Source organism: Prevotella herbatica (assembly GCF_017347605.1).
In the GTDB taxonomy this organism is placed as follows: Bacteria; Bacteroidota; Bacteroidia; order Bacteroidales; family Bacteroidaceae; genus Prevotella; species Prevotella herbatica.
In genome coordinates, this window is record NZ_AP024484.1 from 2,530,948 (window position 1) to 2,555,639 (window position 24,692).

The window sequence follows — 24,692 nt, forward strand, 5'->3', positions numbered from 1 at the left end:
TAATATCTAAATGATTACATCCGAATTTGACGATATCCGTCCATATAATGATGATGAGATACCTTCTGCCATGAGACGCATTGCAGCAAGTGATGCTTTTCCTGTATTGGCTTCATGGATATTTCCTGGTAGGGATTTGGAAGATGTGCGCAGTATGGTGCTTTCATTCAAGACTATTAAGGATTTTCAGTATGGTGTCATGATACCTGTGAACAGACAGATTATTGAGCGTTCTATGACTGAGCTTACCTTTAGGGGATTTGAAAAATTGAATCCTGACACGCAATATCTCTTCGTGAGTAATCATCGTGATATAATGCTTGATGCGTCTTTGTTGCAATATCTGTTTGCACAGAGAGGGCGTGATACCACAGAGATTACGTTTGGTGCAAACCTCATGACAAAGGGACTTATCACAGATATAGGTAAAAGTAATAAGATGTTTAGAGTTGAGCGAGGTGGTAAACTGAAAGACTTCTACATGTCGTCACGACATCTTAGTGATTATATACGCAAAACTATCATTGAGAAAAAACAGAGTGTTTGGATAGCCCAGCGTAACGGGAGGACAAAGGATGGTGATGACCATACTGATCAGGGAATTATAAAAATGTTTTGTATGAGCCGTCCTGAAGACAAGATAAAGGCTTTGAGTGAACTCCATATTATTCCAGTCAGCATTAGTTATGAATGGGAGAGTTGCGATGTGTTAAAGGCTATTGAATTGTATGAGAGTCGATTTGAGAAATACATAAAGAAGCCTGGTGAGGATTTAACAAGTGTACTTACTGGTATTGTTCAGAAAAAGGGTAGAGTGAACTTCTCTCTTTGCGACGAAGTTACAGAAGATGATTTAAGTCAGTATGATAGTTGTACAAATAACGACTATCATCGTTTGGTTGCCAATCTACTTGATGAAAGAATCAACAGTACATATAAACTTTATCCAAATAATTATTTGGCTCATGATATCCGTCATGGCCAGACTCGTTTCAATGCATATTACACGCCTGCCGACAAGCTGCATTTCATGAAATATATGGATTGTCTAAACGATTATGATGTTGACGAACCTGATATTTTAAAGGATTTATTTCTTGGAATATATGCCAATCCTGTAAGTAATAAAATCAAATTGGGAGCTATATAGCATGATGATTATGCTTATAGTTGCTGAATTGTCTGCTAAAAGTATATCTCGGCATCTGCATCTTTATTCTTGTTCTTTGTCTTAGGCAATTCTTTCAGATTGCCGTTTTTGTCAAACAAACCATAAGTGGTTCTGATGACACGAAACTCTGTGCGACGGTTTAACTGGTTGCATATCTCCTGTTTATCGTTGCTTAATTTCTTGATGTATTCAGCTGTAAGTCGGTCGCCTTCTTTCAGCCAATCATATTTCTCTGTAATTTTCTTCTTTATTGTCTTTGGATTCTCTTTTCCGTATCCTACAGGGGTGAGGCGGTCTGCTGCAATACCTTTGCTGATTAGATACCTCACAACAGTTTCTGCACGTTTCTGTGACAAAATCTTGTTGTATTCATCACCTCCACGATAATCGCAGTTGGCTGACAACTCTATTGTTACATGAGGATTCTCATTCAACAAAGTAACAAGTTTGTCTAGTGCTGTTGCTGACTCTGGACGAAGAGACGCTTTATTAAGATCATAGAATATGTTGTCAATAAGTACAGGGGCAGCTATTGATGCTAACGGAAATTGCAAAGTATATTCCTTTGACTCCTTTACACTTCCAATATTTATTTCTTCTTTGTGATTAAGAAATCCATCACATGTAGCAAGAAGTACATAGTCTACTCCTGGAGATACGGTCTGGGTGAAAGAACCATCTCCCTTGACGCTTAGTTTCAGGTTTGTTCCATCGTTACCAATCATATATACCTGAGATTTAGGCAGTTCATATCCGTCTGTTTCGTAAACCCATCCCTTTATCGTCTGTATAATCTCTGGATTTTCAAAACTGTAGATGTGGTCGTATCCTTTTCCGTCATTGCGGTTGGAAGAGAAGAAACCACGATTGTGTGGACCTTCAAAAGTGATACCAAAATCATCGTCGGCACTATTTAGTGGATATCCAGGATGTTCTATCTTTATTTTTCCTGTATTCTTGTCTGTTTTTGCGATGAATATATCAAGTCCACCCATCCCAGGATGTCCGTCACTAGAAAAATACAAGTCTCCGTTAGGGCGGAATGAAGGAAATTCTTCGTTACCCGGTGTGTTGATTGTTGAATCCAAGTCTTCAACTCCACCAAGTCCGGCAGGTGTTATCCTTATTCTCCATATATCAAGTCCACCTTTACCTCCAGGCATGTCTGACGTGAAATATATCCAGTTTCCGTCTGGTGATATTGCTGGATGTGCAAAACTAGAAAGTGTATCTCTGCTTATGGGCAGTTCTGTGGCTTTGCTCCATGATGCGTCGCTTCTTTGCGATGTTAGTATCTTTGCATATCTTGGATATAATGGGTCTGTAGTGCATTGTGTGATATACATAGTTTTTCCGTCTGGAGAAAAATCACATGCGCCCTCATCATATTCAGTGTTAAGGCTTCCTGAAATAGCTTCCGGCTTGTTCCATTTGCCCTTATCATCTTTTTCTGATAAGAATATATCTCCGTTTTTAGCTCCTGTGATTCCACTTAGTTCATTGCCAAGAGCTGTATTTCGTGTAGATGTGAAATAGATTTGTGAATATCTGTCACCTTGAAGTTTGGGACAGTATTCGCCTTTGTTGGAATTAAACAGATTCATCCTTTTTACAGTGTATCTGCTTCCTTGTTTTTTCCATGCTACCGCCTTTTGTGCAGAGATGAGACCGTTTTTCACTAGTATATCATTTGGTAGCGAGTCTTTTAGTGATAGAAATATCTTCTCTGCATTTTTATATTGTGCGTCTTTTAGCATCATGCGCGCCAACGTCAATTTGTCGGAATTGCTTGCATGATTATATCTTTCTGCATTCTGAAAAGCTGCTATAGCACGTTTTGTCTGGTTAATCTTTGTATAGCATCGTGCCATCTTAACAGCATATAGTCCTCTTTCATTACGGTTCTTTGCGGGAGTCTGCTGATATGCTTTTCTGAACATTGTTGCGGCATCATAATATTCACCTAGAGCTAGATGCTCCTCCGCCTTTTTCAGACTTCGTTCAGCACCGCATGAAGCGAATAGGCATAATGCTGTAAATATATATATGATGTAAAACTTGCGCATGTAGTAATAACGCAAATACTCTATTTATATTATTATTCAAAAGGTAAAACGAATTTGCAACCTTCTTTCCAATTGCTACATCCATAAGCGTTCTTACCTTTTATGATGTGTCCTTTTCCGCATTCTGGACATATCTTTCCTATGAGTTCATCATTTGGAATAATAGTTGTCTTATCTTTATTTTCTTGGGTAGCTTGTGGCGTATTTTCAACCTTCTCCTTCTTCTTTGGAGTCGCCCTTTTCTTTTTGACAGTCTTCTTCATGTCTTCGTCAGACATAATAGTGACGCGTCTGTTACTATTGTCGCATAGTACATCGTTGACAATATCCGAAATCTGCTTTTTCAATTCCTCAATAAATATGGCGGCATCATACTTCTTATGCTCAATATCTCGCAGTTTCTTTTCCCATATACCTGTAAGTTCAGAACTTGTGAGAAGTTTTTCATGAATCATGTCTATCAGTTCCACGCCTGTGGGGGTAGCTAGCAGATTCTTTCGCTCGCGACGTATATATTTTCTTTTGAACAAAGTCTCAATAATTCCGGCACGACTAGAAGGTCTGCCGATACCATTTTCTTTTAATGCTGCACGCAGTTCCTCGTCGTCAACGAATTTACCAGCAGTCTCCATTGCTCTAAGCAATGTAGCTTCGGTATAGTATTTAGGTGGAGTTGTCTGCTTCTCTGTAAGGGTAGGAGTGTGAGGACCATTTTCACCTTTTGTGAATGTAGGCAATGTTCGTTCTTCGTCACTCTTCTTCTCGTCATCGTCATTTGTATTTGTGTCCTTGTTGTAAACAACTCTCCAACCTGGCTCTAGAATTTCTTTTCCTATAACCTTGAATTCAATCTTGTCAACTTCTCCAAGTACTGTTGTCGTAGAAAATTTACAGTCTGGATAGAATACGCTTATGAAACGTGTAGCGATGAGATCGAACACATTCTGTTCCATATTTGTCAAGCCGTTTACAGGTACACCTGTAGGAATAATGGCATGGTGGTCTGTAACCTTACTCGTATCAAAAACCTTTTTACTCTTTGGGAGTTTGGCACTTATTGCTGCCAGATTCTTAACCAGTTCCATATACTTAGGCTGACTGTCGATCTTGCATTGACTCACTCCGTTCAGTATCTGTGGACACTTCGGATATATGTCATCGCTCAGATATTGAGTATCAACACGTGGATATGTGGTGAACTTCTTTTCATAAAGACTCTGAATTATATTAAGAGTGGTTTCAGCTGAATAACCGAACTTTTTGTTACAGTCTACCTGCAATGAAGTAAGGTCATATAGATGTGGTGGTGCGTCAGTACCTTTCTTCTTCTGCACGTTGGTGATGAAGAAAGGCTTTCCCTCAATTGTTGCAAAAGCCTGTTCACCCTCTTCCTTACTGGTGAACTTGCCCGATGTTGCCGTGAATTGTGTATCACGATATATTGTAGCCAATACCCAATATGTTTCAGGTTTAAAGTTTTCTATTTCTTTCTGCCTGTTTACAATAAGGGCAAGAGTAGGGGTCTGAACTCGTCCAATACTAAGCACCTGTCGATTCTGTCCGTATTTAAGAGTATATAGACGCGTGGCGTTCATACCGAGCAACCAGTCACCAATTGCACGGCTAAGACCTGCAAGATACAACGGTTGATAATCAACCTGTTCTTTGAGTTCTTGAAAGCCCTGTTTGATAGCTTCATCAGTCATAGATGATATCCAAAGTCTTTTTACAGGGCATTTCACATTTGCCTTCTGCATAACCCATCTTTGGATAAGTTCTCCTTCCTGTCCGGCATCACCACAGTTTATAATCTCGTCGGCTTGTGAATAAAGTCTTTCGATTGTAGCAAACTGTTTCTTTATTCCGTCATCAGGAATGAGCTTTATTCCGAAGCGTAATGGAATCATAGGAAGAGCAGCCAAACTCCAGTGTTTCCAATTCTCACTGTAGTCGTTTGGCTCCTTTAACTCACATAAATGACCGAAAGTCCATGTGACCTGATATCCGTTTCCTTCCATGTATCCATCTCTGGAACTATTGGCCCCAAGGATGCGTGCAATGTCTTTAGCTACGCTAGGTTTCTCAGCTATGCAAACAATCATATTTCTTTATTTTAGTCTACAAAGGTAGTGCAAGCCGAACACAATACAAAATAAAAAATAGTTTTTTTATTTTTATTGTTGAGGCGCAGCCTACCTTCAACGCAGTTAAAGGTCAAGCCGAACACAATACAAAATAAAAAATAGTTTTTTTATTTTTATTACTTAAAGTGAATTTCATCCTCACCTCAATATAACCCAAATAAATTTGGTTATATTTCGGTTCGTCGAAATTTGTTGAGGCGTAGCCTACCTTAAAGTTAGTTTTACACTATCACTTACACTATCATTTACACTATCATTTACACTATCATTTACTGACTCGTTCGTCTTTCATAGATAATTGTTAAAGTCCTTTTAAAATAATATTGTCCCATATCACTAATCGTACGTTACTTAATATTTACGATATTCATTTGTTGCGTAATACATGACTTCATCATGCGAAACCCTTCAAGGTTGTAGAATGGAATCTCACGATTCACAGCCCGTTTTCCTTCTTGGCGAACCTGTCGGAAATTCCGATAGGTTGCTTCTTCTCGCAGTTCGTGGTGACAATAGCTTCCTTGTCATGTTTAGATAACTCCTCCACCTTAAATGTTTAATAGCAAAAAAGTGAGTATATAGCGTAAATAATTGGGATAAATTTGTATCTTTGTCGCTACAAATAGAAAACATCAGAGCAAAATGAAGAAATTGAAGATAGAAATAAATTATGATTTCTGCCAGCCTGAAGAATTAAGTGCTGAAGACAATCAGCTTATAGAACGTGCAAAAGCTGCTACATCAAATAGTTATGCCAATTACAGCCATTTCCATGTTGGAGCTGCATTAAGGCTTAATGATGGTGATGTCGTTATAGGTGCTAATCAGGAGAATGCAGCATTTCCATCTGGACTTTGCGCCGAACGTTCTGCGATCTTCGCTGCTCAGTCACAGCGTCCTGACCAGCCAATATCTGCATTGGCAATAGCTGCATATAATGATCACGGATTTCTTGCAGATCCAATAACTCCATGTGGAGCTTGCAGACAGGTTATTCTGGAAATTGAAGATAGATATAAGCAGAATGTGCGCATACTTCTTTATGGTACAAAAGGTGTATATGTACTGAATAGTGTTAAAGATTTGTTGCCATTCTCGTTTGTTGATGAGAATATGAGAAAATAGTTTATCGAATATTTCTTTTCGGTAAAACTTTAGGTATTAAATATTTTTAAAATAATATCGAGGTATATAATGAAAGTTGGACTGTTTATTCCATGCTATGTTGACGCTCTATATCCGGAAGCTGGTGTGGCTACGTATAAATTACTTAAGCATTTCGGAGTTGACGTGAGTTACCCTGAAAAGCAAACTTGCTGTGGACAACCTATGGGAAATGCGGGATTTGAACGTATGGCAAAGCCTTTGGCAAGGAAGTTTGATGACATGTTTATGGATTTTGATTATGTGGTTGCTCCTTCTGCGTCATGCGCTGCTTACGTGAAAGTGTTTTATCCGCATATCCTTGAAGGTGAGCATGAATGTGTATCTTCAAAAAAGATAATGGATATCGTGGAATTTCTGCATGATGTTCTAAAGATTTCGTCTCTTCCTGGTAGTTTCAATCATGTGGTTAGTGTACACAACAGTTGCCATGGCGTGAGAGAATTGGGATTGTCATCACCTTCAGAACTTAATGTTCCGCAGTTCAACAAGATCATTGATTTATTGAAACTGATAGACGGTATCACGATAAAGGAACCTGAACGTAAAGATGAATGTTGTGGATTCGGCGGTATGTTTTCTGTTGAAGAAACGGCGGTATCAATACGTATGGGTGAAGATAAAATAGAACGTCACATGGCTACTGGAGCTGAATATGTGACAGGCCCTGACAGTAGTTGCCTCATGCACATGGCTGGTATTGCCAAGCGTGAGAATAAGAATATAAAGTTTGTTCATGTATCGCAGATTCTTGCTGCCGGACTTTAATTAAAAGGAAAGATATTATGAGTACCATTCATTCAAAGAATGCTGAAATATTCAATAAAGACCGTGCTAAGACAACATGGCACGACCAAACATTCTGGGCGTTAAGAGAAAAGCATGATAACATGGCTAAACAACTGCCCGAATGGGAAGAACTACGCAGCCATGCAAGTGATATAAAGCGCCATACGATTACTCATCTAGCTGATTATCTAGAAAAGTTTTCTGCCAATCTTGAAAGCCGAGGGGTGATTGTTCATTGGGCTGCTGACGCAAGCGAGTTTAATGAAACAGTGTTGGATATTCTGAAAAGCCATAATGTGAGCAAGATGGTGAAATCAAAGTCTATGCTTACAGAGGAATGCGAGATGAATCCATATCTGGAAAAACATGGAATAGATGTTGTGGAGACTGATTTGGGTGAGCGAATACTACAGCTCCTTCATCAGAAACCAAGTCATATCGTAGTCCCTGCCAGTCACCTGAAACGTGAGGAAGTGGGAAGAATGTTTGAAAAAGAAGGTATCTCAAAGGAAATTGGAAATTATGATCCTACATACCTCACACGCTGTGCTCGCTACAGTCTTCGTAAAGAATTTATGGATGCTGGTGCTGGAATGACTGGTTGTAACTTTGGTGTCGCCGATACTGGTGATGTCGTAGTATGTACAAACGAGGGTAATGCTGATATGAGTACGTCTATGCCTAAACTGCACATCGTTGCAATGGGTATAGAGAAACTTGTTCCTGACTATGATTCTTTGGCTGTATTCCATCGTCTTCTTTGTCGTTGTGGAACAGGTCAGCCTACGACTTCATTCACATCCCATTTTCGTCAGGCACGACCAGGAGCAGAGATGCATTTGGTTATTGTTGATAATGGTAGAAGCGACATGATAGCAGATAAGGAGCATTGGCAAACTCTTAAATGTATTCGTTGTGGAGCTTGTATGAATACCTGTCCGGTATATCGTCGTAGTGGAGGATATAGTTATACATATTTCATTCCTGGTCCTATCGGTGTTAACTTAGGAATGTTTCATGACCCACAGAAGCACTGTGAAAATTTAAGTGCTTGCTCTCTTTGTTTAAGTTGTGATAATGTATGCCCTGCTGAAGTTGCTCCAGGCAGCCAAATATATCTTTGGCGTCAGAGTCTTGAAGCATTGGGCAAGGCGAATAAAATGAAGAAAATCATGTCGTTAGGCATGTCGGCACTTTTTAATAATCCCCCACTTTATAATGCAGCGCTTAAATTTGCCCCATTGGCAAATATGGTACCAGATAGTTTTACCAATTTAGGACATCTCAATCCATGGGGAGTGGGACATAGTAATCCTGAATTTGCAAAGAAATCATTTCGCAGTTTGTGGAGAGAAGGTTTAAAATAACACGTACGAAAAGATGAATAAAGAAGAATTTCTAAATAAATTGCGTGCAAATACTACTCAGCAGTTTGATATGCCTGATATGAACATAAACGGTATTAAGTATGAAGATACTGTAGCCCAGTTCATTTCAATGACAGAAACATCTGGTGGAAAGGTTGTCAATGCCAAAAAGGATGACGACCTGAATGCCATCATACGTGCAGCCTATCCTGACGCGAAAGTAATAGCAAGCAATGTTTCTGGAATAGATGCCAGTCTTAATCCTGATACTGTTGCCGAGGCGCAAGATTTGAACGGCACTGATGTTGGTGTGGTGAATGGAGAAGTTGGTGTGGCAGAAAATGCTTGTGTCTGGGTTCCGCAGACCATGAAAGAAAAATCTGTATGCTTTATTTCTGAGAATCTTGTGATCATTCTTCACAAGAGCTGTATTGTTGACAATATGCACAATGCATATAAAGCAATACGCATGACAGACTATGGTTTCGGTTGTTTTATCAGTGGACCAAGCAAAACCGCCGATATAGAGCAATCTCTTGTTATGGGTGCTCAGGCTGCACGTTCGGTTACAATAATATTGATTGACTAGATGAATCGCTTTCTTCACATATTAATCATATTCTTAATGCTGATAGTTGGTCAGCAGGAAACTCATGCTGTGACAAGACAGCGTGAGAGGGATAGAATTTGTGAGGTGTCTAAGTATAATGATACGCCAAAGGAGGCCGTACTTTCTGATTCTCTCAGTTTATTGAGAGTTTGCAGCACATGTCCTCAAAGAATTATACCAGTTTTTGTGGAGAGTACAGGTAAGATATTTGGCAGAATCGTATTTTATATATCAAAACCACAATCTTGTTTTTTGCTCATGGGAAGATGTTGCCGTTTAGAGACGGCACCATTTCAGTCCCAAGCCTCATGTGATTATTACATATTTGCATTGAGGCGCCTGTTGTGTTAGATTTATCTTTTTCGTTATGTATTTGCATGCGGAATGGTTTATTGCTCCTGTTGGGGCTAAATAATAATTGCAGGATTGCATCCTGCATATAAGTCTAACAAATGCTTACTCTTTTTCACATAATGAATAGGTGGGGGGAGTATGCTCAACATTATTTTAAATATGAACATAAAGAATTTGAAGATGGCAGATGCTATCTTCTCAAACGATAAAATAACATTAAAGAAGTCATTCATGGGTTTCGGTAACTCTGTAGTTTACACTCCAACTGGCAGTAAAATTAAAGCCATTGGTGAAGAATATAGTCAGGATGCCGGCAATAAGATAGAGGCTGTTATCAATGCTAAGGATGAAAACCTAGAAGCTGCCGTAAAAGAAGCTACTGGAGTAAAGTCTGCTGCAATGAGCAGTATTCGTCTTGAAGGTTGTATCTCTGATGATCATGAGTTTGTAGCATTGCAGCTTTTAGCTTACAAAGATTTTCGCTATTCACCAATTACAGATGTTCGAATTTATGAGGGCAAGTCTGCCGAAATAGTAAGCAGGCTGTTTTAATATATCGTAGTATAAAATTGTAAAGACTCAGAACCCGAATATAAATGATTAAACATTTTCTCGGACTCTGAGTCTTTTTTAGTTATGATATCCTTCAATTATCTTAATTGAAAGAATAGATTTGTATTATTTCAGTTTCTTATAGCCGTATTGTGCATTACTGCCTAGTTCTTCTTCAATACGTATCAACTGATTATACTTTGCAATACGGTCTGTTCTTGACATAGAACCAGTCTTTATCTGTCCTGAGTTTGTTGCAACAGCAATATCTGCAATCGTTGTATCTTCAGTTTCGCCAGAACGGTGAGAAGTTACAGTGGTATAACCGTGACGGTGAGCCATTTCTATAGCTTCGAGAGTTTCTGTTAGAGAACCAATCTGGTTTACCTTAATCAGAATAGAATTGGCTGCTCCAAGTTTTATTCCCTTTTCAAGGAATTTTGTGTTTGTAACGAATAAATCGTCGCCAACCAACTGGCATCTGTCACCAAGTGCTTTTGTCAGCTTCTGCCAACCATCCCAGTCATTCTCGTCAAGACCATCCTCAATACTGTCAATAGGATACTTTGTTATCAGTTCTTCAAGGAATTTTATCTGTTGATCATCTGATAACTCCTTGCCGTTCGGATCTTTCGGCATTCCGTTTGACAGTTGCTTATAGTTATAATAGTATTTACCGCCTTTTTCACTTGCAAACTCGCTTGCAGCGCAGTCAATAGCTATTGTTACATCTTTGCCTGGTTGATAGCCTGCATCTTTTATTGCTTCAACAATACTTTGCAGAGCGTCTTCAATATTATTTAGTTTTGGAGCGAAACCACCCTCATCACCGACAGCAGTTGATAATCCTCTCTTTTTGAGATTCTTTTGCAACATGTGGAAAACTTCTGCACCAATGCGTATTGCTTCTTTTTCAGAAGATGCACCGACAGGACGAATCATGAATTCCTGAAATGCAATAGGAGCGTCACTATGTGCGCCACCATTAATGATATTCATCATCGGCACTGGCAGGATATATGTGTTTGAACCACCGATATATCTGTATAGAGGAATGTTTAGAGCTTTTGCAGCTGTATGTGCTACTGCTAGTGAAACTCCAAGAATTGCGTTTGCACCCAATTTACTTTTAGTTGGAGTCCCGTCTATTTCCAACATCTTGTAGTCTATCGCACGCTGGTTAAGAATATCGAAACCATTCAGTGCTGGACCTATAATATTGTTTACATTCTTAACAGCTTTCAATACACCTTTACCACCAAAACGGCTCTTGTCTCCGTCACGTAGTTCCAATGCTTCGTTCTCTCCAGTTGATGCACCAGATGGAACACTAGCTCTACCCATTATGCCATTATCTGTTGTTACCTCTACTTCAATAGTTGGGTTACCTCTTGAATCAAGGATTTCTCTTGCATAAATCTTTTCTATTTTCATAATAATGTTTTTATTAATAACTTTATTGCAAATATAGCATTAAAATACATCATATGCAATACCTAATAATGATGATTTATAAAGATTATACTTCTTTTAATATCAAAGAGAATTGCTTATTGACTGTATCCACTTGTCAATGCGTTCTTCACTCTTGGCTTCGTTCTCGTTGGCATCCAGTGCTAGTCCCACAAATTTACCGTCAATCACTGATTCTGAGTCATCAAATGTGTATTCTGAGGCATCAACTCCTCCTACGATATTGGCACCAGAATCTTTCACTGTATCGTAAATCTCTCGCATGCCTCCGCAAAAAGTATCGCTGTAACTATCTGCATCGCCACATCCAAACAGTGCAACTGTCTTTCCACTGAGATCGGCATCCTTTAGCTTTCCAATGCCGTCATACCAGTCATCCTGCATTTCTCCAGCTCCCCATGTTGAAGTGCCGAATACAAAATTATCGTATTCTGCTAGCTTATCTATACTAATGTCGTTTACGTCAACAATATCAGCTTTAATTTTTTGAGCGATAATTTCGGCAAAGCTCTGGCAATTGCCGGTTGACGAACCAAATACTACCAATGTTTTTTTCATATCTATTCTCCTTTTTTATTTTAAAATGAATATTTATTTTAGCTGAAATCAATGTTTTAATCATCTTGAACTTGTTGCCTGCTCGCAGACTGTGAACACCACCTGTCGCCATCACGAATATTTGTTCGGCTTTAAATGATAATCATCTTTGTCAAGAGTTTATACAACTTATTTTTTCTGGTGCAAATATAGTGCTAAAATAAAAAATCTACAATACCTTTTAATGATGATATTTTAAGATTATCACATCTTATGCGATCTCATTTTTATTCTCCTTTTTATTTTTTAAAATCAATATTTCTTTTAGCTGAAACCATTGTTATGATCATCTTAAATTTGTTGTCTGCTCGTAGACTGTGAACATGACCTGCCGGTATCATGAATATTTCTCCGGCTTTAATAAGATGTTCTTCATCATCCAGAGTTAATACAAACTGTCCGTCTATTGCTTGTATAAAAGCATCGAGTGGGGCAGAGTGTGGACTGAGCTGTTGACCTTTACCAAAAGCGAAAAGAGTAATGCTTCCGCTTTCGTTATGTAGAAGTTCCATACTTACGATACCTTCTTCTTGATATGCGATGATATCATTAGGATTTAGGGCTTTTCCTTTTTCAAATCTTGCCATACAGTTTTATTTTTATTTCTTCAACAATACTTTCTATTCTTATAGATACAAATCAAATGCCATGATGATAACGGATAACAAATGTTACTTAAATATGTTCTGCCAAAGCCATTGCATGATTATTCTTGGTGAGTTCGTTTCTATAGTTTTCAGCAAAATGTTTTGTCGTTTTCTTCTTTGCGTCCGAATGCCTTTCTTATTTCTATTGATGATTCTATTTTTCTTGCAATGCTTGTAAATGGCTGCATTTGTCTTCGAAATATCCCTAGGCTATAGTAGGTCTATCAATATTCGAAACCCGTCTTCTTCATCATAGGGAAGATAAATTCTTTTTATTTTAAGTTTGTTCATATCTTTATAATTTATCTTTTAGCAAAGATATGAACATTTCAATGAATATAATGGTAACAAATGTTACCTTTTTTGTATAAAAGTAGTTAAATATTGGCTTGCTATTTACTAGCAATAATTGGCTGCCTATAGAAAGCAAATGCCGTAAGAGTAAAATGTTGTTTTGAATACAAGTGTATATTTTATTACATACGCAATGTCTAAAAAAGAATATTATCCCAAAAGTTTGAAAACAGACAAATATCCTCCACTCATGGTATAAGCGTTTGACATATAGATGATTAGAGGTGGAGGTTGTCATCCACTAACCTCCACTATCCTCCACGTTTTTGTAAACTATTAAGAAATAATAAGCTGTTACGATGTGTAAATCTGAACTATGGTGAATAATATGTGTTTAAATATGTTTACATTTATTGCGTGAGATGGTTTTGCTAAGTGTTTTGAAATGACATTTCTGTTGTATTCTTAACAAGTCAGCATAAGCGTTTCCGTTTTGTCGTAGAATGGAATCTATTCCATCGATCAAACGTTTTCATTGTATCGTAGGAAAGAATCTGTTATATCGTATAGACGTTTCCGTTTCATCGATCAAACGTTTCCAAAATACTTTAATTTATCGAGTGATTAGGGTCTAATCACTCAGCGTTTCTTCGTATATTGCAGAGTGATATGGCCCTTATTACTAAATTACGTATCGAAAAGGTGATTTTTTCTTTACGGGCAAAGATTGTTGTAAATGTTAATTATGGTAAATATTAAGTTGGAGATCTTGTGATTATTAGAAATAAATTGTATTTTTACTAAGTGAATAAAAAATATACTTATCTGAAATGAAAAAACACATTATTATTTTAACAGCATTATTCTTAAGTTTGCAATTAAATGCTCAAACCCATTTGCAAAAGGATTCCTTGAATATTCCTGTGATTCTGGTTGATGGGGTTGAAGTACAGGACATAGATAGTCTAAAGCAAGATGATATTATAAGTGTAAACGTTGTAAAGGACAAAAATATTTTAAAATACTTTTATCCACGTATGGGAGGTATTATGTGTATAACGACAAAATCAAAAAAATATCTTAAACCGATTCAGCAAAAATATTTTAAGCAACTCGAAGAAGCTAAGAAAAGACGAAAAAAAGGGGTGTTTCTAATAAGGTGATTTTAATCATGATGCACTTACAACGTGTAAAAACGATTATGGATAATAATTTGTAGAAAAGTAGTTTGTTGTATTAGTTAAATATTAGAAAACAGCGGACAATCATCACAATATGGTTGTCTGCTATTTGATACTATTTATCAAGACGATAAATGAACTAAGATATATTCGTAGAAATGTAAATATATCTGATTTGTTGCTATTCATGATATATTAGATATAAGTTCAACGTTAGTAAAATATTTCTTAATAGTTTACAAAAACGTGGATGATGGTGGAGGATAGTGGAGGTTAACCTCCACCTCTAATTATTTATATATCAAACGCTTATGCCGTGAGTGGAGGATATTTTCCTATTTTAAACTTTCTGGATATTTTTGCTTTTTCATGATTTGGTCTGTAAAAAAACTTACAGATAAATCTGTTTATGAATAACTATAGTTTGCATATACTTAACTTCAATATATATGTTTATTAGTTTACTACAAAATGTAGAATAAACTATGAACATATTAAAAAACTATTGTCAGTTATTTCTTTATAAAATAAGGGGCATTAGATAATGCCCCTTATAATCTTACTTAATGTTTTTCTTGTTAACAACAAAAGAAATCAACTTGCCATGCTTAGGATAAATCCTATGGCCATACTTTGTGATGTAGCGACAGAATATACGTGTCTTAACATCTTTATTCATGCTTACCATAATAATTTTTTTTATGTGCAAATATAAAATAAGCACATGGTGAAACTTGTGTTATGAATTACTGTTAAAAAGTAACTTGATACAAAGTTATTATTAATTGCAATCAGTATGAACTCTTTTGCCTTAATATAAACGACAATTAGCTAATTGTCAGAAAGTAACTGCTTTATGCTGTTTATCGCATATATTTTTATGCTGTAAAGAGGGAAAAATCCCCCAACCTTATAGGAACGGGGATATAGTATTATTTTGTTTTCTTAAATAAAAATGTTCTTGTAAGTAGTTTGTTAATTATAGAACTATATTCTTGCCAAGTTATGGTAGTTATATATTCGTTCTTCGGTTCAAATTTAAATATTTCATTTCCATCTTGATATCCCAACCCATCTAATTTCTTGCATGTTGTCGTAGAATTAGAAAATGTATATGTGCCATGCGATTCATAAACTCCGTAATAGTATATGTATGTTCTATCAGAATTAAAAACTATTTCTCTTGATACATCTTTTACTGTTGTTCCGTCATTATTAATCTCGTATGTACTTTCCCATGTTCCAATTATTGATGAAATATTTGAGAAATCGACAGGATTCTTTAGTGTTAGGTCTTTATCATCTGAATCTTTATCTTCGCAAGATATAAGAAATAGTGATATGATAGTAAGAAGACACAGTAAAATTTTCTTCATAATTTAGTATGTTAGCAATTGTTTTTGTCGCATGTTATTTAAGACATTGGTATAGATTATTACATGCCTGATCTTATTTTGACTTAGAATCTTCTTTGTCAATTATAGCAGATATTCTACTTTTCCATTCTTCTGCTGCTTTTTTTATCGTATCTAATAACATATCTGTCCCTTTATATTCATAAAACTTAATTATATACAAAGGATTTTCTATGTCACGTAGTGTTAAGTTTAGATTTATAGATTTAATCTTTTCCTTCTTCTTTGATTTTCCAGACAATCCACCAATAACAGTGCCAACACCTCCGGCAAGCACATTGCCAACTATTGCCCCCCCAAGAACTCTTGACGTAGATTTCTTATATACAGATTCTCCGTCTATAACAAGTTCGCATGCGATAATATCAGAAAACGGAATTACTTTTTCAGAAAATATACATCTCTTGTTATTGATAGCAATAAATATTTCTTTGTTTATATCTAGCGCAATTATTCCTGTACTAGTCATTGTTTTACATGATATATCATATCCTTTTCCTTTGATAAAATTATTCATGATTTTTGTTTTATTTTCGGATTCAGATATTCCAGAAAACAGTACAAGCCCCAAGACTATAACGATTGAGATTATTATAACCAATATTACCATATTTTTATTTTTTAATTATTTGAAAGTGCAAAATTAGTCTTAAATCAACGACCAAACAATACTGATTTATCAGTAATATTTGTTATAACGGAGAATCGAGAAGACCTAGATTTTCAGCATATCTTATAGCTTCTATTGATGTGTCAACATTAAATTTTTTAAAAATACTCTGTCGATGTATATTTATAGTATTAACGCTGAAGTGAAGCTTGTTTGATATTTCATTACTTAGTTGTCCAGCACTAATTAACTTTAGAATTTCCAATTCTTTTGAAGACAAAATCGTATCTTTATTATAAAATTCATCTAGAGGAGGAAACACCAAACCGGTTTTAAAATTAACAATTTTGGAGTTAACAATATATGGAGGGGCTTGGTTTGGTGCAATATCAACTATACTTAGACTTAACCAAATATTACCTATTTTGTCAAATGCCAATATTGTTATATGTTCTACAACGCGCTGGTATTTCCCTCTTACCAAAGCCCTATATTCTCTTATTACTTTATTATACTTGGCATTTGTATTATTAGAAAACAGATGCTTGAATGTTGCAATTCCATTTTTAAAAAGAGCTTCATAATCATCAGGATGCACTTTAACTTCAGAATACTCCTTGTCTGTCTCCTTAAATAATTCTTTATAGTATTCAGACTCATATACATGTTTTTTTCTATAAACATCAAAAACAGAAAGTGCACAGCCTTTTAAAAAAGCGGAATTTGAAATCTGATCAATATTTGTTTTCAAGATTTCATCCCCAATGCTACTCTCATCAAATTTTTGATATTCAAGTAAATGGCAATATTCTTCTTCTATAGTATTCATATTGATTGCAAAAATAGAAATAATAATTCATATATGATCACTAGTGTCCACTAAAAAGTGGTCTTAGTCAAAATTAAATAATAGCGATTCACTTGAACTAGTGCGTTCTTTGTCATTATTGAATATAGTCTTGTCAAGAAGTTCTCTCAAGGGAGTCTTGTCTGTTAATGAGATACTAAGTATCTGCAAGACCTCATGAGTGCTCCTTTCGAGTCTCATGGCAATTATTGAGCATGATCTACATCTGGACTGCAATATTTATGAAGTGATGAGCATTTTTGGAAGTTCTCTGCTTGCAAAGGATAATATCAAAGAGCTCTGTTCAAAGGCACCTTTGGATCATGTTGGTAATAACGATATGCTTAATATACAACTTGATATACAGTTCGCGCATGATTAACTAATTTTAAAGGGCACTAGTGTTATCCTACAAACTATTTCCTTTTTCTAATTATTTTAGGATGAATAAACAAGCCAGTCAGTAAGATGATGACGATTAAAATTCCAAACACATTGACATAAACAGTTGAAAAAAGCCCTTTCATCCAATTTGTAAAAAAACGACCAACATGGATTTCTAACGCCAGATTCCATAATGGCATGCCTTGCTCTTTCAACGTCTCTGGAATTTCCCCAACCCCCTTCGAAATCTCTTTTCCATGATTATCTATGATACCTTTTCTTTTATCAAAAAGAATATAATGATTACGATTTAAATCTTTAGAGAATCCAACTACGGCAATATTTTTTCCTATATTTTTTGTTACCTCATTTTCTGTATCATAGATATATGCACCTTTTAGCGAACCAACCAACCACTTTGTACTATCTATTGGCTCAAAAACATTCAAACCCATGCTCGTAAGTTTGGGATGTCTATTCATTTTCTTTACATTCCCGTCTAGTTTATCTAACCAAAACATTGATTGACTAGTTGCCAACATCCATTTCCCTGCATAAGCATTCCATCTTATCGCTCTCAAATCCTTTATATTTTCACTATAAGTATGATAGGTCACATTACGCAATAATCCAGCAAGAGGATCACGTAAACATAAACCTGTAATAACGATTTTTAAAGTAAAAAGGATTAGCCATAATCCCAAAATATTATGCCACTTCAATACTGTTTTTTTTATTCTTTTCTTACCAAACGAAAAAAGGATTCCTGTAATTGTAAGAGTAATCAGTACTATTGCTATAAAATCTATAAAATATACACCTAGAGATCCATTTATCTCTCCAGTATGCATTTTCATCGCTATAGAAAACAGATTAACTTTTACGTCTTTATTAGGATTCTTTATGCTATAATATGTAAAATGATTATAAGGTGGTAAACTGGTAATAACAGAATCCTCAGAAACAACCACCACCATGTTTCCCTTTATGGTCATATCGCGGATAGGTATGTCGCGTAGTCTTATCCACTCATTTTTCCAAATATATAAAGCCCATGAAGATGCTGCAAGTAATTGTCTATGCTGATTCATGGTCACAGTAAGAATATCCCTATTATCAGCTCCCTCTGGTAATCCTTTATTCATAGACTTGAAGAACGAGAAATGGGAATCAGTCTGCCAGACTCCCGCATTTCCCCATACAATCACATTGTGAGCACTCCTTACAAGCGTGCCTCTGACAATGCCATTATTATAGTTGTTGATGTTATAACTTTCAGGCAAATATGTTCGATTTATATCTTGGCTAGCTAAAGCCTTGCGATGGTTTAAGATAATGCCTGTTATACTGAAGAATACTATAATAATAGCAATGCCTAGCCCTAGCCATTTATGCCATTTTCGAAATACTTTTTTCTTCATTTTACTATTATATTTCTATCTGTATATTAAAAATTAATTCATTGCGTTTCGTATTTTCTCAACAATACGATCTTGTACCTCTGGAATTTCTAACAATCCTTGATTAATAATTTTCACATCATAATCTTCGTTCTCAAGTGCTTGTCTCCATTTCCCGTCTAGATCTTCAACTGCATGATTACCAGCAATTAAGAGAGAGGATATAATGTAACCTTTTTAGCCTTGTCTTTTTTAAGTATGCGTTTGACCATTGCTAAGTCTGGATAATTCTCAATAGTTCCTATATGGAATTTTTTATCTATCTCAGCAGCATCATTGCCTGTGCCATAATATGTCATCATTATTGAAGGGGGGCTGGGCTTTAACGGAAGCCGTGGATAAAAAACATCCAATTATTAATTCGAGTAACTTATTCATCTTTTTTGGTTGCAAAGGTACTTGGTAAGCATAATGATTGCAATACCTAAAAAACATGATTTTCACGTTATTATAAATGATAAAGGAGTAAGAATAGCCCGTTGGTAGAATGAAAAAGGAAATCAATGTCGTTCAGGTTTTGTTTTTCATTTCTTAGACTTGAAAGTAATACCACTGGGGGTAACCGCAGAACCTATTGGAATTGACCGTGAGAACTATTTTTTTTGCGAAACTATCAGGGGCTTATTCCGAATTACCTCACTTGGTATTCCAAAGGCAGCTCTACGATCGTCGAAAACAAATAGTGGGTCTATCTCTCAAATCGAGGTTATATACGTACCAGTATACAACTTGATTTATTTGAAACAGCAAATATTAAATTGGAAGTTCCATAAAGACTCAACCAAAAGAACTGTAAGCCAATAATTCCATTTGCTAAAGCAAATAAAAGAATAGAAACTGTTTTCTCTCAAATGTGCGACCGATTTATAATTATAAGTATTGTATTACTTGAAATGCGGTATGAATGAGTTTTTTTTGTATCTTTGCACTGACTATTGACAATAGTGAATGTTACTTTGAATGATGTAGCCATATTCAGTACAGGTGCATCTTTCTTTTATTAATGGGATACTGGTTGGAAATTTTATGGATATATCCAAGTATGTGTTTAGACAAATCCAATGTGATAAGGCAATGTTTTGCTGATAAGACAAGAAGTATAGGATACTACAATATAATATGATTAATAAACCTAAAGAACTCGGAACAGAAAGAGTAAGTCGGTTGCTGCTAAAGTATGCATTACCCTCAATAGTTGCATCTACAGTGATGTCGATATTTAATATCGTCGATAGTATATTCATTGGACATGGTGTGGGTACACTGGGTTTATCAGGATTGGCAGTCTTGCTTCCATTGATGAATATGATGGTGGCATTTTCAACACTTGTTGCCATAGGTGGTGCTAACTTAATGTCAATAAGACTGGGACAGAAAGATTATAAGAGTGCAAATATCATATTAGGCAACGTTGTTACTTTGAGCATCATTTATGCCACAATACTCAACATTGTATGCTATACATTTCTTGATAAGATTCTTGTTTTTTCAGGAGCATCAGCAGTGACGCTTCCTTATGCACGCAGTTTTATGCAAGTGTTTCTTGCAGGTAATATTTTCACACAATTGTTTTTCAACCTCAACGCAATGCTGCGCTCTTCGGCTGCTCCACAAAAAGCAATGATTGCCACAATTGGCATGGTGTTGATCGTTGTTATATTAAATCCAATATTCATCTTTGGATTGAAGATGGGAATGCGTGGAAGTGCTTTGGCTACGGTCTTGTCACAGGGAATCATGCTGTGTTATCAGCTACATCATTTTTATAATAAAAATAACTGTGTTTATTTTCAGAAGGGCATATTCAGATTGCGATGGAATATTATTTCAAAGATGATGTCGATAGGCCTTTCTCCTTTCTTTATGAATCTGACAGCATGCATGGTTGTTATTATTATCACAAATAGTCTGACTCGATATGGAGGTGATGTCTCTGTCGGAGCTTATGGAATAATTAATCGTTTCTTATTCTTCTTTGTAATGATTGTCATTGGACTTATGCAAGGTATGCAGCCTATTGTAGGTTATAATTATGGTGCAAAATTATACAACCGAGCTTTTAAGGCGTTGAAACTTTCCATTTCGTTCGCCACATTGATATCAGTTATAGGGTTCTTACTAGGAGAATTTTTCCCACACATGATTACTTCTCTGTTTACCACTGACAAGCAACTTACAGAGATTGCTGCGTCGGGTATGAGAATAATGATGATGGCTGTGCCTCTACTCGGTACTCAGGTTATTTCAACAGGTTTCTTTCAGAGTATCGGGTATGTAAAAACAGCCATATTCTTATCGTTGCTTAGGCAATTAATCCTTATCATACCAGCATTGCTTGTGTTCCCATTATTCTTTGGACTTAATGGAATTTGGATGAGCATACCGGTAAGTGATACGCTGGCTACAATTATATCTGTCACTATATTGATATATAATTACAGGCAACTCAAAAAACTAGCTAATTGATATGATGGGCGCACTCAAATAGTACGCCCATATCGTTTATATTTAATGAAATAAAGAATTGAGATTGTGATAAGCTAAAATTTCTGTATATTTGCATGAGCATAGACAACAGTATTTTTATTATTGCATGTTTGCATATCATAAATTAATAATATAGAAATAATAATATGAAAAAGATTGCATTGATAACAGGAGCTACGAGTGGCATTGGTGAAGCATGTGCCCTTCGTTTCTCTAAAGGAGGATACGACTTGATACTTACAGGTCGTAATCAGAGCAAATTAGATTTATTGCAGAGTCGTCTTAATGCCGACGGTACCGATGTGAAGTTACTTAATTTTGATGTTCGTGACCGTAACGCAGCAACAGAGGCTGTAAATTCACTTGCAGGTAAATGGTGTGATATAGACGTACTCATTAATAATGCTGGACTAGCATTAGGTTTGGAAAAGGAATACGAGCTTGACCCAGAGAAATGGGAGACGATGATAGATACTAACATCAAGGGCATGCTTACAATGACTCACCTTGTCGTTCCGCACATGGTAGAGCGCAATCGTGGTCATGTCATCAATATGGGCAGTCTTGCCGGTGAAGCAGCTTATCCGGGCGGTAATGTATATTGCGCTACCAAGTCAGCCGTTAAAGCCATCAGCGATGGTCTTCGTATAGACTTAGCTGACACATGTATAAGAGTTACCAATATCAAACCAGGATTGGTAGAGACAAACTTCAGCGTTACCAGATTTTATGGTGACAAATGCAAAGCTGATAATGTATATAATGGTATTCATCCGCTTAGTGGTGAAGATATTGCCGATGTTGCTTTCTATGCAGCGAGTGCACCAGAGCATGTACAAATAGCAGAAGTCCTTGTTCTTGCTACACATCAGGCTAATAGCTATGTGGTTAGTAAAGATTCTAACAGAAAAGAAACTTTGAGCTAGAATAATCATATTGAACTGTTCGGCATTTCCGAATAGTTCAATATATCAAAAGGCTTTTCAAGTTCATATTTACACGGTATGTCCTTTTTGCCATTGCTCCAAGTAGCTAAAGCAAAGTCAACATGAGAGTTGATGGCGCATTGACTATCATAAGCAGAATCTCCTATGTACAAAGTGTCAGCTGGTGTAGCTCCAGTTCTATCTAAGTATGCAAGTATTGGGTCTGCCGACGGTTTAGGATTGACAGTATCTGTAACACAAATGGCAACATCAAATAGATGAAAAATCTGGCATAAAGCATCATCATTGTTTAACTCATCATGTGTTCGTGAAGTTATCAATCCTAAACTATGATTTGTTTGTTTAAGCACTTGGACTACTTTGTCAATCCCATCAAACAAGGTTATTTCGTTTCTATGCTCCTGAAAATGTTTGCTCCACAAATCAAAAGCTTCTTCCGAATTTTTTGCTCCTAGTTTCTCCATGGTTGTTACACCTGGAATGCCTAGAACGAAATTTAACTCGTCTTTCTCAAAATGTTTACCAAAAAGTTCTTCAATGGTTTGTTGCCATGTATTTATTACAGCACTTTCATTGTCGACCAATGTGCCGTCAATATCAAATAATATATGTTTATATTTCATATTTTCTTGTTCTTGATTTCATATACAATAGCTGTATATTTGTTTTCAACAATCGTATATATAAACTCTTGTATATAGTTTCCTTTAACGCCAACTTCGTTTGTAATAGCGCAAAGATAGTGCTTTTTATAAAATAGGCTCAATAATTATTGTAAAAAGTTACTTATAAAACTATGAAAAGCATTTTTTTTATTATATTTGCAAATGAATTAACATCTAACTTGTTACGAGAACAATAACCACAATAAGGTTTATTCAGTTATTAAAACATATTGATGGCGAGAGTTAACCTCTTGTTTTATCATGAAACCACATAAGAACTATATTAGAAAGTTTTAATTTCACTTTAAGTTCTTTTAATCGATAGTTATGACTGAATAGTTTAAATATAAGTAATTTTGCAACATAATTTATTTATTTCGCTAAAAATATGAATAAACAAATACTTATGCTTGCCGTTGGTATGGCACTGATGACAATAAGTTGTAAATCAACAAAAGAAAAGGATGTATCTGCAGTTTATTCAGTTACGACTCCAGAGGTAACAAATACGTCAGTCTCAAAAGACTATGTAGCAAATATACAGTCTCAGAAAAGCATTGAGATAAGAGCTCAACAAGGTGGTATATTACGTGATATATATGTTGATGAAGGTCAGATGGTGAGAGCCGGTCAGCCTTTGTTTCGTATTGCTTTAGTTGGCGCACAGCAAGAAGTGGAAAAGTCAAAGGCCGAAGCTGAACAGGCTCGCATAGACTTGCAGAACACTTCTACTTTGGCGGCTAATAATATCGTGTCGAAGAATGCACGTAAGATGGCACGTGCAAAGTTGAATTCTGCTATGGCAGATTATCGTCTTGCCACTGAGCGTAAGCAGTTGTCACTTATTACAGCACCTTTTACTGGTATAATAGGTAGAATACCTAATAAAAGAGGTAGTTTACTTCAAGATGGTGACTTGATTTCAACTCTTTCTGATAACACGAATATATATGCTTATTTTAATGTTTCAGAACCTGAATATCTTGATTACCAACAGCATGCTGCAGAAAGAAACAAACTTCCATTAACCCTTATTCTAGCAAACGGAACAACTTTCCCAGTAAAAGGACATTTCCAAAATGTAGAAGGTGAGTTTGACAATGGAACTGGTAATATTGCTTTCCGTGCAAAGTTTGCCAATGTAAATCGTATTCTTAGAAATGGTGAAACAGGAACTGTAAGAATGAATATTCCTGCAAGGAACGTAATGATAATTCCTCAGCAGTCAACCTATGAAATACAAGATAAGAAATATGTATTTGTCGTTGATGCTCGTGGTTATGTTCATGCGCGTCCTATAAAGATAGCTTTTGAAAAGCAGAATGTGTATATAGTAACGGGAGGCTTGTCAATTAATGACAAGATTCTGGTAGACGGTATACAAAAGGTGAATGATGGTGATCGCATATCAATACGTTATAAGAGCCCGGCTGAAGTAATGCAGTCTATCAAATTAAATGCTAACTAA

At 36.0% G+C, this 24,692-nt stretch carries 24 protein-coding genes and 2 pseudogenes; 12 read left to right on the forward strand and 14 right to left on the reverse strand.

Annotated elements, in window-relative coordinates:
- The first annotated feature begins 10 nt into the window (after positions 1-10).
- Positions 11-1,150, forward strand: a complete 1,140-nt coding sequence (locus prwr041_RS09430) for a 1-acyl-sn-glycerol-3-phosphate acyltransferase (RefSeq protein WP_207153547.1) — start codon at positions 11-13, stop codon at positions 1,148-1,150.
- Positions 1,151-1,185: 35 nt separating this feature from the next.
- On the opposite strand, the gene porE is transcribed toward prwr041_RS09430, so the two are convergent.
- Together porE and prwr041_RS09440 are read right to left on the reverse strand one after the other, a co-directional pair.
- On the reverse strand, positions 1,186-3,237 hold the full coding sequence (gene porE / locus prwr041_RS09435; RefSeq protein WP_207153548.1) for a PorE family type IX secretion system protein: 2,052 nt from the start codon (positions 3,235-3,237) through the stop codon (positions 1,186-1,188).
- A 32-nt stretch (positions 3,238-3,269) separates the two neighbouring features.
- Positions 3,270-5,339: a DNA topoisomerase 3 gene (locus tag prwr041_RS09440; protein ID WP_207153549.1), complete on the reverse strand. Its 2,070-nt coding sequence runs from the start codon at positions 5,337-5,339 to the stop codon at positions 3,270-3,272.
- A gap of 684 nt (positions 5,340-6,023) precedes the next feature.
- Between prwr041_RS09440 and cdd the strand changes: the two genes are divergently transcribed.
- The 5 genes from cdd to prwr041_RS09465 all read left to right on the forward strand — a co-directional run bounded on the left by cdd (position 6,024) and on the right by prwr041_RS09465 (position 10,217).
- A complete protein-coding gene (gene cdd / locus prwr041_RS09445; RefSeq protein WP_207153550.1) occupies positions 6,024-6,506 on the forward strand; it encodes a cytidine deaminase in 483 nt (160 codons plus the stop codon).
- A gap of 69 nt (positions 6,507-6,575) precedes the next feature.
- Positions 6,576-7,313: a (Fe-S)-binding protein gene (locus tag prwr041_RS09450; protein WP_207153551.1), complete on the forward strand. Its 738-nt coding sequence runs from the start codon at positions 6,576-6,578 to the stop codon at positions 7,311-7,313.
- Positions 7,314-7,330: 17 nt separating this feature from the next.
- Positions 7,331-8,701 carry a lactate utilization protein B gene (locus prwr041_RS09455; protein WP_207153552.1) on the forward strand — a complete coding sequence of 457 codons (1,371 nt, stop codon included), beginning with the start codon at positions 7,331-7,333 and terminating at the stop codon, positions 8,699-8,701.
- Positions 8,702-8,714: 13 nt separating this feature from the next.
- Entirely contained in the window at positions 8,715-9,290 is a 576-nt protein-coding gene (locus prwr041_RS09460) for a LutC/YkgG family protein (RefSeq protein WP_207153553.1), read from the forward strand.
- A 534-nt stretch (positions 9,291-9,824) separates the two neighbouring features.
- Positions 9,825-10,217, forward strand: coding sequence for a hypothetical protein (locus tag prwr041_RS09465; protein ID WP_207153554.1), 393 nt, complete (start codon positions 9,825-9,827; stop codon positions 10,215-10,217).
- A gap of 126 nt (positions 10,218-10,343) precedes the next feature.
- On the opposite strand, the gene eno is transcribed toward prwr041_RS09465, so the two are convergent.
- The 3 genes from eno to prwr041_RS09480 form a co-directional block, all read right to left on the reverse strand.
- Positions 10,344-11,651, reverse strand: coding sequence for a phosphopyruvate hydratase (gene eno / locus prwr041_RS09470; protein WP_207153555.1), 1,308 nt, complete (start codon positions 11,649-11,651; stop codon positions 10,344-10,346).
- Positions 11,652-11,753: 102 nt separating this feature from the next.
- Positions 11,754-12,248, reverse strand: a complete 495-nt coding sequence (fldA, locus tag prwr041_RS09475; protein WP_207153556.1) for a flavodoxin FldA — start codon at positions 12,246-12,248, stop codon at positions 11,754-11,756.
- 278 nt (positions 12,249-12,526) lie between these two features.
- On the reverse strand, positions 12,527-12,874 hold the full coding sequence (locus prwr041_RS09480) for a cupin domain-containing protein (protein ID WP_207153557.1): 348 nt from the start codon (positions 12,872-12,874) through the stop codon (positions 12,527-12,529).
- Positions 12,875-14,058: 1,184 nt separating this feature from the next.
- Between prwr041_RS09480 and prwr041_RS09485 the strand changes: the two genes are divergently transcribed.
- A complete protein-coding gene (locus tag prwr041_RS09485) occupies positions 14,059-14,391 on the forward strand; it encodes a hypothetical protein (RefSeq protein ID WP_207153558.1) in 333 nt (110 codons plus the stop codon).
- Between the two features lie 577 nt (positions 14,392-14,968).
- Here the strand turns inward: prwr041_RS09485 and prwr041_RS13710 are convergent.
- From prwr041_RS13710 to prwr041_RS09505, 5 genes and pseudogenes are all read right to left on the reverse strand, one after another.
- Positions 14,969-15,097, reverse strand: a complete 129-nt coding sequence (locus prwr041_RS13710; RefSeq protein ID WP_262896997.1) for a hypothetical protein — start codon at positions 15,095-15,097, stop codon at positions 14,969-14,971.
- A 244-nt stretch (positions 15,098-15,341) separates the two neighbouring features.
- Positions 15,342-15,785, reverse strand: a complete 444-nt coding sequence (locus prwr041_RS09490) for a hypothetical protein (protein ID WP_207153559.1) — start codon at positions 15,783-15,785, stop codon at positions 15,342-15,344.
- A gap of 73 nt (positions 15,786-15,858) precedes the next feature.
- Entirely contained in the window at positions 15,859-16,434 is a 576-nt protein-coding gene (locus prwr041_RS09495; RefSeq protein ID WP_207153560.1) for a hypothetical protein, read from the reverse strand.
- Between the two features lie 82 nt (positions 16,435-16,516).
- Positions 16,517-17,263: a response regulator transcription factor gene (locus prwr041_RS09500; RefSeq protein ID WP_207153561.1), complete on the reverse strand. Its 747-nt coding sequence runs from the start codon at positions 17,261-17,263 to the stop codon at positions 16,517-16,519.
- 63 nt (positions 17,264-17,326) lie between these two features.
- Positions 17,327-17,482 (reverse strand): annotated as a pseudogene (locus tag prwr041_RS09505) (IS4 family transposase); the annotation flags it as partial.
- Between prwr041_RS09505 and prwr041_RS09510 the strand changes: the two are divergent.
- Positions 17,481-17,663 carry a hypothetical protein gene (locus prwr041_RS09510; protein ID WP_207153562.1) on the forward strand — a complete coding sequence of 61 codons (183 nt, stop codon included), beginning with the start codon at positions 17,481-17,483 and terminating at the stop codon, positions 17,661-17,663. The pseudogene prwr041_RS09505 and the gene prwr041_RS09510 sit on opposite strands and share 2 nt — an antisense overlap.
- 34 nt (positions 17,664-17,697) lie before the next feature.
- Here the strand turns inward: prwr041_RS09510 and prwr041_RS09515 are convergent, their stop codons facing one another.
- From prwr041_RS09515 to prwr041_RS09525, 3 genes are read right to left on the reverse strand one after another with little or no spacing between them, the layout of a single operon-like run.
- Positions 17,698-19,086, reverse strand: a complete 1,389-nt coding sequence (locus tag prwr041_RS09515; protein ID WP_207153563.1) for a PepSY-associated TM helix domain-containing protein — start codon at positions 19,084-19,086, stop codon at positions 17,698-17,700.
- A gap of 33 nt (positions 19,087-19,119) precedes the next feature.
- The gene (locus prwr041_RS13775; RefSeq protein ID WP_207155644.1) at positions 19,120-19,293 is read right to left on the reverse strand and encodes a sirohydrochlorin cobaltochelatase; all 174 of its coding nucleotides are present in this window, start codon (positions 19,291-19,293) and stop codon (positions 19,120-19,122) included.
- Positions 19,275-19,427 carry a hypothetical protein gene (locus prwr041_RS09525; protein ID WP_207153564.1) on the reverse strand — a complete coding sequence of 51 codons (153 nt, stop codon included), beginning with the start codon at positions 19,425-19,427 and terminating at the stop codon, positions 19,275-19,277. Before prwr041_RS09525 ends, prwr041_RS13775 begins: the two co-directional genes overlap by 19 nt.
- 390 nt (positions 19,428-19,817) lie before the next feature.
- Here prwr041_RS09525 and prwr041_RS13655 point away from each other — a divergent pair.
- The 3 genes and pseudogenes from prwr041_RS13655 to prwr041_RS09535 all read left to right on the forward strand — a co-directional run.
- Positions 19,818-20,000 (forward strand): annotated as a pseudogene (locus tag prwr041_RS13655) (IS982 family transposase); the annotation flags it as partial.
- Between the two features lie 244 nt (positions 20,001-20,244).
- Positions 20,245-21,591 carry an MATE family efflux transporter gene (locus prwr041_RS09530; protein ID WP_207153565.1) on the forward strand — a complete coding sequence of 449 codons (1,347 nt, stop codon included), beginning with the start codon at positions 20,245-20,247 and terminating at the stop codon, positions 21,589-21,591.
- A gap of 167 nt (positions 21,592-21,758) precedes the next feature.
- Positions 21,759-22,538: an SDR family NAD(P)-dependent oxidoreductase gene (locus prwr041_RS09535; RefSeq protein WP_207153566.1), complete on the forward strand. Its 780-nt coding sequence runs from the start codon at positions 21,759-21,761 to the stop codon at positions 22,536-22,538.
- Positions 22,539-22,543: 5 nt separating this feature from the next.
- Here prwr041_RS09535 and prwr041_RS09540 read toward each other — a convergent pair whose 3' ends face one another.
- Positions 22,544-23,182: an HAD family hydrolase gene (locus tag prwr041_RS09540; protein ID WP_207153567.1), complete on the reverse strand. Its 639-nt coding sequence runs from the start codon at positions 23,180-23,182 to the stop codon at positions 22,544-22,546.
- A gap of 430 nt (positions 23,183-23,612) precedes the next feature.
- Here prwr041_RS09540 and prwr041_RS09545 point away from each other — a divergent pair, with 430 nt between their 5' ends.
- Positions 23,613-24,692 carry an efflux RND transporter periplasmic adaptor subunit gene (locus prwr041_RS09545; protein ID WP_207153568.1) on the forward strand — a complete coding sequence of 360 codons (1,080 nt, stop codon included), beginning with the start codon at positions 23,613-23,615 and terminating at the stop codon, positions 24,690-24,692.

Excerpts from the sequence above, each read along its gene's own strand:
- prwr041_RS09535 (WP_207153566.1), top strand. The coding sequence starts at position 21,759 with ATGAAAAAGATTGCATTGATAACAGGAGCTACGAGTGGCATTGGTGAA.
- porE (WP_207153548.1), bottom strand. The coding sequence starts at position 3,237 with ATGCGCAAGTTTTACATCATATATATATTTACAGCATTATGCCTATTC.
- prwr041_RS13710 (WP_262896997.1), bottom strand. The coding sequence starts at position 15,097 with ATGGTAAGCATGAATAAAGATGTTAAGACACGTATATTCTGTCGCTAC.
- prwr041_RS09545 (WP_207153568.1), top strand. The coding sequence starts at position 23,613 with ATGAATAAACAAATACTTATGCTTGCCGTTGGTATGGCACTGATGACA.
- prwr041_RS09490 (WP_207153559.1), bottom strand. The coding sequence starts at position 15,785 with ATGAAGAAAATTTTACTGTGTCTTCTTACTATCATATCACTATTTCTT.
- prwr041_RS09510 (WP_207153562.1), top strand. The coding sequence starts at position 17,481 with ATGGCAATTATTGAGCATGATCTACATCTGGACTGCAATATTTATGAA.
- prwr041_RS09495 (WP_207153560.1), bottom strand. The coding sequence starts at position 16,434 with ATGGTAATATTGGTTATAATAATCTCAATCGTTATAGTCTTGGGGCTT.
- prwr041_RS09500 (WP_207153561.1), bottom strand. The coding sequence starts at position 17,263 with ATGAATACTATAGAAGAAGAATATTGCCATTTACTTGAATATCAAAAA.
- prwr041_RS09440 (WP_207153549.1), bottom strand. The coding sequence starts at position 5,339 with ATGATTGTTTGCATAGCTGAGAAACCTAGCGTAGCTAAAGACATTGCA.
- cdd (WP_207153550.1), top strand. The coding sequence starts at position 6,024 with ATGAAGAAATTGAAGATAGAAATAAATTATGATTTCTGCCAGCCTGAA.
- fldA (WP_207153556.1), bottom strand. The coding sequence starts at position 12,248 with ATGAAAAAAACATTGGTAGTATTTGGTTCGTCAACCGGCAATTGCCAG.
- prwr041_RS09465 (WP_207153554.1), top strand. The coding sequence starts at position 9,825 with ATGAACATAAAGAATTTGAAGATGGCAGATGCTATCTTCTCAAACGAT.
- prwr041_RS09525 (WP_207153564.1), bottom strand. The coding sequence starts at position 19,427 with ATGATGACATATTATGGCACAGGCAATGATGCTGCTGAGATAGATAAA.
- prwr041_RS09530 (WP_207153565.1), top strand. The coding sequence starts at position 20,245 with ATGATTAATAAACCTAAAGAACTCGGAACAGAAAGAGTAAGTCGGTTG.
- prwr041_RS09430 (WP_207153547.1), top strand. The coding sequence starts at position 11 with ATGATTACATCCGAATTTGACGATATCCGTCCATATAATGATGATGAG.
- prwr041_RS09480 (WP_207153557.1), bottom strand. The coding sequence starts at position 12,874 with ATGGCAAGATTTGAAAAAGGAAAAGCCCTAAATCCTAATGATATCATC.
- prwr041_RS09455 (WP_207153552.1), top strand. The coding sequence starts at position 7,331 with ATGAGTACCATTCATTCAAAGAATGCTGAAATATTCAATAAAGACCGT.
- prwr041_RS09485 (WP_207153558.1), top strand. The coding sequence starts at position 14,059 with ATGAAAAAACACATTATTATTTTAACAGCATTATTCTTAAGTTTGCAA.
- prwr041_RS09540 (WP_207153567.1), bottom strand. The coding sequence starts at position 23,182 with ATGAAATATAAACATATATTATTTGATATTGACGGCACATTGGTCGAC.
- prwr041_RS09515 (WP_207153563.1), bottom strand. The coding sequence starts at position 19,086 with ATGAAGAAAAAAGTATTTCGAAAATGGCATAAATGGCTAGGGCTAGGC.
- prwr041_RS09450 (WP_207153551.1), top strand. The coding sequence starts at position 6,576 with ATGAAAGTTGGACTGTTTATTCCATGCTATGTTGACGCTCTATATCCG.
- prwr041_RS09460 (WP_207153553.1), top strand. The coding sequence starts at position 8,715 with ATGAATAAAGAAGAATTTCTAAATAAATTGCGTGCAAATACTACTCAG.
- eno (WP_207153555.1), bottom strand. The coding sequence starts at position 11,651 with ATGAAAATAGAAAAGATTTATGCAAGAGAAATCCTTGATTCAAGAGGT.